The sequence below is a fragment of the Enterobacter huaxiensis genome, assembly GCF_003594935.2.
GTDB classification, from domain to species: domain Bacteria; phylum Pseudomonadota; class Gammaproteobacteria; order Enterobacterales; family Enterobacteriaceae; genus Enterobacter; species Enterobacter huaxiensis.
In genome coordinates, this window is record NZ_CP043342.1 from 2,112,593 (window position 1) to 2,124,088 (window position 11,496).

Below are 11,496 nucleotides of genomic sequence, written 5' to 3' on the forward strand. Positions count from 1 at the left end.
CTAATGGCCCTGATGAACAGGCATAAAAAAACCCGCCACTGGCGGGTTTTTTATTTGGCTGTCAGTTAAGCGCTTTTCTTCGCTTTCTTGTCAGCTTTCACGACGGGTACTTCAATCTTTGCTGCAGCAACGCCGCCTTCGCTAAACTCGCGACCGTAGTAGGTATCCAGCAGGATCTGTTTCAGCTCGGAGATCAGCGGGTAGCGCGGGTTCGCACCGGTACACTGGTCATCGAAGGCATCTTCAGACAGCTTATCCACGTGAGCGAGGAAGTCAGCTTCCTGAACGCCTGCTTCACGGATAGATTTAGGAATACCCAGTTCAGCTTTGATGCTGTCCAGCCATGCCAGCAGCTTCTCAATCTTCGCAGCAGTACGGTCGCCCGGTGCGCTCAGACCCAGGTGGTCAGCGATTTCTGCATAACGACGACGCGCTTGTGGGCGGTCATACTGGCTGAATGCAGTCTGCTTGGTTGGGTTGTCGTTGGCGTTATAACGGATAACGTTGCTGATCAACAGGGCGTTCGCCAGACCGTGAGGAATGTGGAACTGAGAACCCAGCTTGTGCGCCATTGAGTGACAAACACCCAGGAAGGCGTTCGCAAACGCGATACCGGCGATGGTTGCAGCACTGTGTACACGCTCACGCGCAACCGGGTTTTTAGACCCTTCGTTGTAAGACGCTGGCAGGTTTTCTTTCAGCAGTTTAAGAGCCTGCAGCGCCTGACCGTCAGAGAACTCAGAAGCCAGTACGGAAACATAAGCTTCCAGGGCGTGAGTCACCGCATCCAGACCACCGAATGCACACAGTGATTTCGGCATGTCCATCACCAGGTTGGCATCAACGATAGCCATATCCGGCGTCAGCGCGTAGTCAGCCAGCGGGTATTTCTGACCTGTTGCATCATCAGTTACAACCGCAAACGGCGTCACTTCTGAACCGGTACCGGAAGTGGTGGTGACGGCGATCATTTTCGCTTTCACGCCCATTTTCGGGAACTTGTAGATACGTTTACGGATATCCATAAAGCGCAGCGCCAGCTCTTCGAAGTGGGTTTCCGGATGCTCATACATGACCCACATGATTTTCGCGGCGTCCATTGGGGAACCGCCACCCAGTGCGATAATCACATCTGGTTTGAAGGAGTTTGCCAGTTCAGCACCTTTACGAACAACGCTCAGGGTTGGGTCTGCTTCAACTTCAAAGAAGACTTCAGTTTCAACGCCAGAGGCTTTCAGCACAGAGGTGATCTGGTCTGCGTAACCGTTGTTGAACAGGAAACGGTCAGTCACGATGAGCGCACGTTTGTGGCCATCAGTAATCACTTCATCCAGCGCGATTGGCAGAGAGCCACGGCGGAAGTAGATAGACTTAGGAAGTTTATGCCACAACATGTTTTCAGCTCGCTTAGCAACGGTTTTCTTGTTGATCAGATGCTTAGGACCAACGTTTTCAGAGATGGAGTTACCACCCCAGGAACCACAACCCAGAGTCAGGGAAGGTGCGAGTTTAAAGTTGTACAGGTCACCGATACCACCCTGAGATGCCGGGGTGTTGATCAGGATACGGGCCGTTTTCATCATCTGACCGAAGTGCGCGACGCGTTCTGGCTGGTTATCCTGGTCGGTATACAGGCAAGAGGTGTGACCGATACCGCCCATGGCTACCAGTTTCTCCGCTTTTTGTACCGCGTCGTCGAAATCTTTCGCACGGTACATTGCCAGCGTTGGAGACAGTTTTTCGTGAGCAAACGGTTCGCTTTCGTCAACAATGTTGACTTCACCGATCAGGATTTTGGTCGTTGCAGGTACGGTGAAACCAGCGAGTTCAGCAATTTTGTATGCTGGCTGACCTACGATAGCAGCGTTCAGCGCGCCATTTTTCAGGATGATGTCCTGAACGGCTTTCAGCTCTTTACCCTGCAGCAGGTAGCCGCCGTGGCTGGCGAAACGTTCACGAACGGCATCGTATACGGAGTCAACAACCACAACAGACTGCTCGGACGCACAGATAACGCCGTTGTCGAAGGTTTTAGACATCAGTACAGAGGCAACTGCGCGTTTGATATCTGCAGTTTCATCGATAACAACAGGGGTGTTACCTGCGCCTACACCGATGGCTGGTTTACCGGAGCTGTATGCAGCTTTAACCATACCAGGACCACCGGTCGCGAGGATCAGGTTAATGTCCGGGTGGTGCATAAGCGCGTTGGACAGTTCAACGGAAGGTTGGTCGATCCAGCCGATCAAATCTTTTGGCGCACCAGCGGCGATTGCAGCCTGCAGAACGATATCTGCTGCTTTGTTGGTAGCGTCTTTCGCACGTGGGTGCGGGGAGAAGATGATGGCGTTACGGGTCTTCAGGCTGATGAGCGATTTGAAGATGGCAGTAGACGTTGGGTTGGTGGTTGGCACGATACCGCAGATGATGCCGATAGGTTCAGCAATAGTGATGGTACCGAAAGTGTCGTCTTCAGACAGCACGCCACAGGTTTTCTCATCTTTATAGGCGTTGTAGATATACTCAGAAGCGAAGTGGTTTTTGATCACTTTATCTTCAACGATACCCATGCCGGATTCAGCAACGGCCATTTTAGCGAGAGGGATTCGAGCATCTGCAGCAGCCAGAGCGGCGGCGCGGAAGATTTTATCAACCTGTTCTTGAGTGAAATTGGCATATTCACGCTGGGCCTTTTTCACGCGCTCGACGAGTGCGTTCAGTTCAGCGATATTAGTAACAGCCATAATGCTCTCCTGATAATGTTTAAACTCTATTAGTAAACCAGCGCTCGATACGAGAATCAGTATAGTCAGAGCCACTAGTACTTGCGTAACACACAATAAAACAACGGGTTACTTACCGCTCCTGCGCACTAATTTACTAAAAGAGCCTTACTTAAGCATCATCCTTTTTTGATAGGTTCCTCCTCCAGGGTGTAATCAAGATTACTCACTTCTGAGTACGAAAATCATGATCTACGTCAATTTTCCCCTAAGCTGATACCTTTCAGCAGGGTTATTTTGCCATTAATTTTCCACTGTTAATTAATTACGTAACTATTGGAAGTGGCGCTATCATTGATTATACAAATATTTAACATGATGAATTGATACCAATTTGCCACAGATTTCTGGTGAAGTGTGCTGATAAAAAGCGTATCTTCTGCGCGGATTTACCTTAATGAAATAACTGTCCCTGACCCTGCTCATTCGCGGAGCTACATGTGATTCAAACGCTTTTTGATTTCCCTACATATTTTAAGTTTTTTATTGGCCTGTTTGCGCTGGTCAACCCGGTAGGGATCATTCCTGTCTTCATTAGTATGACCAGCTACCAGACGGCAGCGGCCAGAAACAAAACTAACCTGACGGCCAACATGTCTGTTGCCATCATTTTGCTGACCTCGCTTTTCCTCGGCGACGGAATACTTCAGGTTTTTGGCATCTCTATTGACTCATTTCGTATAGCCGGCGGGATTCTGGTGGTTACCATCGCAATGTCGATGATCAGCGGCAAGCTGGGAGAAGATAAACAAAACAAGCAGGAAAAATCAGAAACGGCGGTCCGGGAAAGTATTGGCGTCGTGCCGTTGGCATTACCGCTTATGGCTGGCCCGGGGGCAATCAGTTCGACTATCGTGTGGGGGACGCGCTACCACAGCCTGATGCATCTTATTGGTTTCTCCATCGCCATCGCACTTTTTGCACTCTGCTGCTGGGGCGTATTCCGCATAGCACCCTGGCTGGTAAGGTTGCTGGGGCAGACCGGCATTAACGTCATTACGCGTATCATGGGTCTGCTGTTAATGGCGCTCGGTATTGAATTTATCGTTACCGGCCTGAAGAGCATTTTCCCCGGATTACTGCACTAATCCTTCATGTGAAAGAACGGAGCCAGCGGCTCCGTTTTTTTTACGTGATTATCAGCAAATCATATAAATAAAGTTGAAATGGGCACATGCCATAATAAATTCTACTAATAATAGTCTTTACTGATATTTCAATGAGTTAATTATTCCGCACCCTTCCGCCTGCGCAGAAATCCTTCGAACGCTCTGTTATTTTACTCACATGATACTCTGGGGCTTGCTGAGCGATAACCGAAATGATATTAGTAATTTCAACGCTCCCTTAGAGGAATGTGCTAAATAATAACCAGTTGTTAAATTTTCGTACAAAACCATTCGATGATAGCGCAGCGACGCGCTCATAGAGGGAATTCCCTCTATCGTATTGAATAACAGGGCGATTCCCTGGTGTTTGATGTCTGGCAGGGCTGCCCCCGAAGAAACGGTAATCACCGTAAAAGAGAATTGCTTAACAAATTTGCAAAATGTATTGGCGAGAGTTGACGCCATTTGGTACTTTCCGGCCTTATATTTTGCACCGTTAAACAAGTAGATGAGAATTATTTTCATATAGTCCTCTTCTCACGTATCCAGCGCACCTCACGGACAGGGTAGAGGTGTTATGAATCGACGCAAGACGGCCATACGAGCGGTCAGTAATAAAGAAAGTCGGTGATAGCAAGAAGTAAAAAAAGAACCTGACAGCAGCAAAAAAAACTCCTGCGCTGTACAGGCCCCAACAGGGGATTACACAGCTGGCGAAGGCCAGTAATTATAATGAGTGGAGTATCAACACAATGTCCATCATCACAAAAAAAAGTTTGGTAGCGGCGGGGATTTTAACTGCGCTAATCGCGGGAAACGCTGCAATGGCTGCGGACGTTCCTGCAGGTGTCCAACTGGCTGAGAAACAAACGCTGGTACGTAACAACGGTGCGGAAGTTCAGTCACTTGACCCGCACAAAATTGAAGGTGTTCCCGAGTCTAACGTCAACCGCGACCTGTTCGAAGGCCTGCTGGTCACCGACGTAGACGGCCACCCGGCTCCGGGTGTGGCAGAAAAATGGGAAAATAAAGATTTCAAAGTCTGGACCTTCCATCTGCGTAAAGATGCAAAATGGTCCGACGGTACTCCGGTCACCGCCGAAGATTTCGTGTATAGCTGGCAGCGCCTGGCGAATCCAAATACCGCCTCTCCCTACGCGAGCTATCTGCAGTACGGTCACATTGCCAATATCGATGACATCATTACCGGCAAAAAACCTGTTACCGACCTGGGCGTAAAAGCCATCGACGCTAATACCTTTGAAGTGACGTTGAGCGAACCCGTTCCGTACTTCTATAAGCTGTTAGTACACCCGTCCGTATCTCCGGTTCCGAAAGCGGCCGTGGAGAAATTTGGCGAGAAATGGACCCAGCCTGCCAATATCGTTACCAACGGTGCGTATAAGCTGAAAGCATGGGTGGTTAACGAACGTATCGATCTCGAGCGTAATACCCAGTACTGGGACAACGCAAAAACCGTGATTAACCAGGTGACCTACCTGCCAATCGCCTCTGAAGTGACTGACGTTAACCGCTACCGCAGCGGTGAAATCGACATGACCTACAACAACATGCCGATTGAACTGTTCCAGAAGCTGAAAAAAGAGATCCCTAAAGAAGTACACGTTGATCCGTACCTGTGTACTTACTATTACGAAATCAACAACCAGAAAGCGCCGTTCACCGACGTGCGCGTGCGTACTGCACTGAAGCTGGCACTGGATCGCGATATCATCGTGAATAAAGTGAAGAACCAGGGTGACCTGCCTGCCTATAGCTACACTCCTCCGTACACCGATGGCGCGAAACTGACCGAGCCAGAGTGGTTCAAAATGACGCAGGAACAGCGTAACGCAGAAGCGAAAAAGCTGCTGGCCGAAGCGGGTTATACCGCTGACAAGCCGCTGACCTTCAGCCTGCTTTACAACACGTCCGATCTGCACAAGAAGCTGGCTATTGCCGTCTCCTCGATCTGGAAAAAGAACCTGGGTGCGAACGTTAAGTTGGAAAACCAGGAGTGGAAAACCTTCCTGGACAGCCGCCATCAGGGCACCTTTGATGTGGCGCGTGCGGGCTGGTGTGCGGATTACAACGAACCGACTTCCTTCCTGAACACCATGCTGAGCGACAGCTCAAACAACACCGCGCACTATAAGAGCCCGGCGTTTGACAAGCTGATTGGCGACACGCTGAAAGCGACTGACGAAGCGCAGCGTACTGAGCTGTACTCCAAAGCTGAGCAGCAGCTGGATAAAGATTCCGCGATCGTTCCGGTTTACTACTACGTTAACGCCCGTCTGGTGAAACCGTGGGTGGGTGGTTATACCGGTAAAGACCCGATGGATAATATCTACGTTAAAAACTTGTATATTATCAAGCATTAATGGCAATGAGTGGGGCGAGGTTGCTCGCCCCACGGTGTCTAACCAACGTCACATAATATAGGCACACGCCAGAAGGTACGGGCAATGTTGAAATTTATCCTACGTCGCTGTCTTGAAGCGATTCCAACGCTATTTATTCTAATTACGATTTCCTTCTTTATGATGCGTCTTGCACCGGGAAGTCCATTTACCGGTGAACGTACGTTGCCGCCAGAAGTCATGGCCAACATTGAAGCGAAATATCATTTAAACGATCCTATCTCCACGCAGTACTTCAATTATCTGAAGCAGCTGGCGCACGGTGATTTCGGACCGTCATTCAAATATAAAGACTATTCCGTTAACGACCTGGTAGCATCAAGCTTCCCGGTATCGGCAAAATTAGGTGCTGCTGCATTTATCCTGGCCGTTGTTCTCGGGGTCACAGCGGGCGTTATCGCCGCGCTAAAACAAAATACCAAATGGGATTACGCCGTAATGGGGGTCGCAATGACCGGGGTCGTCATCCCCAGTTTCGTTGTCGCGCCGTTACTGGTCATGATATTTGCCATTACCCTTAAATGGCTGCCCGGAGGCGGCTGGAACGGGGGGGCGCTGAAGTTCATGATTTTGCCGATGGTGGCATTATCACTGGCGTACATTGCCAGCATCGCGCGTATCACCCGTGGTTCGATGATTGAAGTGCTGCACTCTAACTTCATCCGCACCGCGCGCGCAAAAGGGCTGCCGATGCGTCGGATCATTTTCCGCCATGCGCTCAAGCCTGCACTGCTGCCTGTGCTCTCATACATGGGGCCTGCTTTCGTCGGTATTATTACGGGTTCAATGGTTATTGAAACCATCTATGGCCTGCCGGGTATTGGTCAGCTGTTTGTTAACGGTGCGCTTAACCGTGACTATTCGCTGGTGCTGAGCCTCACGATCCTCGTGGGTGCGCTGACTATTCTCTTTAATGCCGTTGTCGATGTGCTGTATGCCGTTATCGACCCGAAAATCCGTTACTAACTGGAGCACGCCATGATGTTGAGTAAGAAAAACAGCGAGGCGCTGGAAAACTTCAGTGAAAAACTGGAAGTAGAAGGTCGCAGCCTCTGGCAGGACGCCCGTCGTCGTTTTATGCATAACCGTGCCGCCGTCGCCAGCCTGGTTGTTCTGGTGATCATTGCACTGTTTGTGACCCTGGCGCCGATGCTGTCACAATTCACCTATTTCGATACCGACTGGGGCATGATGTCCAGCGCGCCAGATATGGAGTCCGGTCACTATTTTGGTACCGATTCCTCGGGACGTGACCTGCTGGTCCGCGTGGCGATTGGTGGCCGTATCTCGTTGATGGTCGGAATTGCCGCCGCGCTGGTGGCCGTGATCCTCGGCACGCTTTACGGCTCGCTTTCCGGCTATTTAGGCGGAAAAGTGGACTCGGTGATGATGCGTCTGCTGGAGATCCTGAACTCCTTCCCGTTCATGTTTTTCGTGATCCTGCTGGTGACCTTCTTTGGTCAGAACATCCTGCTGATCTTCGTGGCCATCGGGATGGTGTCCTGGCTGGATATGGCGCGTATCGTACGTGGCCAGACGCTGAGCCTTAAACGCAAAGAGTTCATCGAAGCCGCACAGGTTGGGGGTGTTTCCACCGGCAATATCGTGGTTCGCCATATTGTCCCTAACGTGCTGGGCGTGGTCGTGGTGTATGCCTCACTGCTGGTACCAAGCATGATCCTGTTTGAATCTTTCCTGAGCTTCTTAGGCCTTGGCACGCAAGAGCCGCTGAGCAGCTGGGGCGCGCTGCTGAGTGATGGCGCAAACTCCATGGAAGTGTCACCGTGGCTGCTGCTATACCCGGCGGGTTTCCTGGTTGTGACCCTGTTTTGTTTCAACTTTATCGGCGATGGCCTGCGTGATGCCCTCGACCCGAAAGACCGTTAAGGAGCGCCGTCATGACAATTATTGAAACGGCCACAGCGCCACAGGCGCAGCAGCAGAGCTCGCTTCTGCTGGACGTTAAAGACCTCCGCGTAACGTTCAAAACGCCAGACGGGGATGTGACCGCCGTTAACGATCTCAATTTTAACCTGCGCGCAGGCGAAACGCTGGGGATCGTAGGGGAATCTGGCTCCGGGAAATCGCAAACGGCGTTCGCGCTGATGGGGCTGCTGGCGTCTAACGGTGTTATCGGAGGGTCTGCGACATTTAACGGTCGTGAAATCCTCAACCTGCCCGAGAACGAGCTGAACAAACTGCGCGCCGAGCAAATCTCGATGATCTTCCAGGATCCGATGACGTCGCTGAACCCGTACATGCGTGTGGGCGAACAGCTGATGGAAGTGCTGATGCTGCATAAAGGGCTGGGCAAGGCTGAAGCCTTTGAAGAGTCCGTTAAAATGCTGGATGCGGTAAAAATGCCGGAAGCGCGTAAGCGCATGCGCATGTATCCGCACGAGTTCTCCGGCGGTATGCGCCAGCGCGTAATGATTGCGATGGCGCTGCTCTGCAGGCCAAAGCTGCTGATTGCTGATGAACCGACGACCGCGCTGGACGTGACGGTCCAGGCGCAGATCATGACGCTGTTGAATGAGCTTAAGCGTGAATTCAATACGGCGATAATCATGATCACCCACGACCTGGGCGTGGTTGCAGGCATCTGTGACAAAGTGCTGGTGATGTATGCCGGACGCACCATGGAATATGGTCAGGCGCGCGATGTGTTCTATCAGCCTGCCCACCCGTATTCCATTGGTCTGCTGAATGCCGTACCGCGTCTGGATGCCGAAGGGGAATCTCTTCTGACGATCCCGGGTAACCCGCCGAACCTGCTGCGTTTGCCAAAAGGCTGTCCGTTCCAGCCACGCTGTCCACATGCGATGGAAATCTGCAATAGCGCTCCGCCGCTGGAGGCGTTTGCACCAGGCCGCCTGCGCGCCTGCTTTAAGCCGTATGAGGAGCTGGTATGAACGCACTCGATCAAAAAAGAAATGTGCTGCTTGAAATCGCCGATCTGAAAGTACATTTCGACATTAAAGACGGCAAACAGTGGTTCTGGCAGCCGGCTAAAACCCTTAAAGCGGTCGATGGCGTCACGCTTCGCCTGTACGAAGGTGAAACCCTGGGCGTAGTAGGCGAGTCTGGCTGCGGTAAGTCGACGTTTGCCCGTGCGATTATCGGCCTGGTGAAAGCGACCGACGGTAAAGTGGCCTGGCTCGGCAAAGACCTGCTGGGTATGAAACAGGACGAATGGCGAGCAGTACGCAGCGATATTCAGATGATTTTCCAGGATCCGCTGGCGTCCCTGAACCCGCGTATGACCATCGGCGAGATTATTGCCGAGCCGCTGCGCACCTATCATCCTAAAATGGCGCGTCAGGAAGTGCGGGACCGCGTAAAGGCAATGATGATGAAAGTGGGGCTTTTACCCAACCTCATCAACCGCTACCCTCACGAGTTCTCCGGCGGCCAGTGCCAGCGTATCGGTATTGCGCGCGCGCTGATCCTGGAGCCGAAGCTGATCATCTGTGATGAACCGGTTTCCGCGCTGGACGTGTCAATTCAGGCGCAGGTGGTCAACCTGCTGCAAAAACTGCAGCGCGAAATGGGGCTGTCGTTAATCTTCATCGCGCACGACCTGGCGGTGGTGAAGCACATCTCTGACCGCGTGCTGGTGATGTACCTTGGCCATGCGGTAGAGCTGGGCACCTACGATGAGGTGTATCACAATCCGCTACATCCTTACACCAAAGCGCTGATGTCTGCGGTTCCGGTCCCGGACCCGGATCTGGAAAAGAATAAAACTATCCAGCTTCTGGAGGGTGAATTGCCTTCGCCGATAAATCCGCCTTCGGGCTGCGTATTCCGCACGCGATGCCCGATGGCCGGGCCAGAATGCGCGCAAACGCGGCCGGTTCTGGAAGGCAGTTTCCGCCATGCGGTTTCCTGCCTGAAAGTAGACCCGTTATAATCGCAAGGGCTGACATGATGTCAGCCCTATTTTTTTGCGAGGTTAAGGTGTCGCGATTGTTTACGTCGGCCCGTCAGCGGCTTTATCACATTTTATTCGATCCAAAAACGGTCTCCGGGCGTCGCTTCGAAGGGGTTTGCGGGTTATTCGCGCTGCTGAGCGTGATTATCATCTTCGTCGAGTCGGGAGCCGGGACGCAGTACCATCTGACGTTTGATGAATGGCACGTCTTTGTCTGGCTGGAGCTGTTTGTCACCCTGGTCTTTACTCTAGAATACGTGCTGAGGGTTGTCAGCTGGCCGAATCCGGCGAAATATGTCTTCAGCTTTTGGGGGCTAATTGATTTAGCCACTATCCTGCCGCTATACGTCATGTGGCTATGGCCGGAAATCAGCCTGAGTTATGTTTTTGCCTGGCGGGCAATGCGCGTTATTCGCGTGCTGCGTATTCTCAAACTGCTGCGATTCATGCCCTCGCTGCGGGTATTCTGGAGCGCTATAGTCAGCGCCCGTCATCAGCTGATCCTTTTCTACTCGTTCATCGCCATTGTGATGGTGGTTTTCGGCGCGCTGATGTACCTGATAGAGGGGCCGAAATACGGTTTTTCAACGCTGAATGCGTCCGTTTACTGGGCCATCGTGACGGTCACGACAGTAGGCTACGGCGATATCACGCCCCATACGCCGCTTGGGCGCATTGTGGCATCGGTATTGATTCTGATTGGTTATTCGGTGATTGCTATCCCTACGGGGTTAATTACTACCCATATGAGCAGTGCCTTTCAGAGCCGAAAGCAGCAGCGTAAATGTCCGAACTGTCGGCAGGGGGAACATGAGCATAGCGCGAGGTTTTGTAACCGCTGCGGAAGTGAATTACCGGATTAAATAAAAAAGGCTGCAAACGCAGCCTTTTTTATTATTCGCGCCAGAGTATATGGCACAGCTTGTGGTCTTTTTCACGACAGAGCAGGACGCGCGCGAATATATCGTTAATTTCGCCGCCGTCTTCATCCGCCAGGCCGATGACAACCTCAGCAAAGAAGTCAGGGTTGAGGTCGAAATCTACATGTTCAGCCCAGTCTTCCGCTGGATCAAACAGCTCGGCGCCGCCGCGCTCTTCAAACTGAAGGTTGAAGAGAATGACGTCTGCGGGATCGAGGTTATCAACCGCCAGTTCGAGAAAAATGTCATAGGCCTGCTCGAGCGTTTCGTCTTCGGTCAGGCGATTGTTCAGATCCATTTCCATGATGACTACCTGTTTAACATCGT

The 11,496-nt window shown here is 51.7% G+C and carries 10 protein-coding genes; 7 read left to right on the forward strand and 3 right to left on the reverse strand.

The window, feature by feature from the left end; translation table 11 throughout:
* Positions 1 to 65: 65 nt before the first annotated feature.
* On the reverse strand, positions 66 to 2,744 hold the full coding sequence (adhE, locus tag D5067_RS10080) for a bifunctional acetaldehyde-CoA/alcohol dehydrogenase (RefSeq protein WP_119937694.1): 2,679 nt from the start codon (positions 2,742 to 2,744) through the stop codon (positions 66 to 68).
* Between the two features lie 479 nt (positions 2,745 to 3,223).
* On the opposite strand from adhE, the gene D5067_RS10085 reads away from it, so the two are divergent.
* Positions 3,224 to 3,871 (forward strand): YchE family NAAT transporter, encoded by a 648-nt coding sequence (locus D5067_RS10085; protein WP_119937695.1) that lies wholly within the window; start codon positions 3,224 to 3,226, stop codon positions 3,869 to 3,871.
* Between the two features lie 195 nt (positions 3,872 to 4,066).
* Here D5067_RS10085 and D5067_RS10090 read toward each other — a convergent pair whose 3' ends face one another.
* Positions 4,067 to 4,417 carry a hypothetical protein gene (locus tag D5067_RS10090; protein ID WP_119937696.1) on the reverse strand — a complete coding sequence of 117 codons (351 nt, stop codon included), beginning with the start codon at positions 4,415 to 4,417 and terminating at the stop codon, positions 4,067 to 4,069.
* A 227-nt stretch (positions 4,418 to 4,644) separates the two neighbouring features.
* Here D5067_RS10090 and oppA point away from each other — a divergent pair, with 227 nt between their 5' ends.
* The 6 genes from oppA to D5067_RS10120 all read left to right on the forward strand — a co-directional run bounded on the left by oppA (position 4,645) and on the right by D5067_RS10120 (position 11,112).
* A complete protein-coding gene (oppA, locus tag D5067_RS10095) occupies positions 4,645 to 6,276 on the forward strand; it encodes an oligopeptide ABC transporter substrate-binding protein OppA (RefSeq protein WP_119937697.1) in 1,632 nt (543 codons plus the stop codon).
* Between the two features lie 84 nt (positions 6,277 to 6,360).
* Positions 6,361 to 7,281 carry an oligopeptide ABC transporter permease OppB gene (gene oppB, locus D5067_RS10100; protein WP_119937698.1) on the forward strand — a complete coding sequence of 307 codons (921 nt, stop codon included), beginning with the start codon at positions 6,361 to 6,363 and terminating at the stop codon, positions 7,279 to 7,281.
* Positions 7,282 to 7,293: 12 nt separating this feature from the next.
* Positions 7,294 to 8,202 (forward strand): oligopeptide ABC transporter permease OppC, encoded by a 909-nt coding sequence (oppC, locus tag D5067_RS10105; RefSeq protein WP_047348245.1) that lies wholly within the window; start codon positions 7,294 to 7,296, stop codon positions 8,200 to 8,202.
* 11 nt (positions 8,203 to 8,213) lie between these two features.
* The gene (locus D5067_RS10110) at positions 8,214 to 9,227 is read left to right on the forward strand and encodes an ABC transporter ATP-binding protein (RefSeq protein ID WP_119937699.1); all 1,014 of its coding nucleotides are present in this window, start codon (positions 8,214 to 8,216) and stop codon (positions 9,225 to 9,227) included.
* Positions 9,224 to 10,228, forward strand: a complete 1,005-nt coding sequence (gene oppF / locus D5067_RS10115) for a murein tripeptide/oligopeptide ABC transporter ATP-binding protein OppF (protein WP_119937700.1) — start codon at positions 9,224 to 9,226, stop codon at positions 10,226 to 10,228. The genes D5067_RS10110 and oppF overlap by 4 nt, the downstream gene beginning before the upstream one ends.
* Positions 10,229 to 10,242: 14 nt before the next feature.
* Positions 10,243 to 11,112 carry an ion transporter gene (locus tag D5067_RS10120; RefSeq protein WP_210433806.1) on the forward strand — a complete coding sequence of 290 codons (870 nt, stop codon included), beginning with the start codon at positions 10,243 to 10,245 and terminating at the stop codon, positions 11,110 to 11,112.
* A gap of 31 nt (positions 11,113 to 11,143) precedes the next feature.
* Here the strand turns inward: D5067_RS10120 and D5067_RS10125 are convergent, their stop codons facing one another.
* Complete coding sequence (locus D5067_RS10125) at positions 11,144 to 11,473, reverse strand: HI1450 family dsDNA-mimic protein (protein ID WP_003856748.1); 330 nt, start codon at positions 11,471 to 11,473, stop codon at positions 11,144 to 11,146.
* Between the last annotated feature and the right edge of the window lie 23 nt (positions 11,474 to 11,496).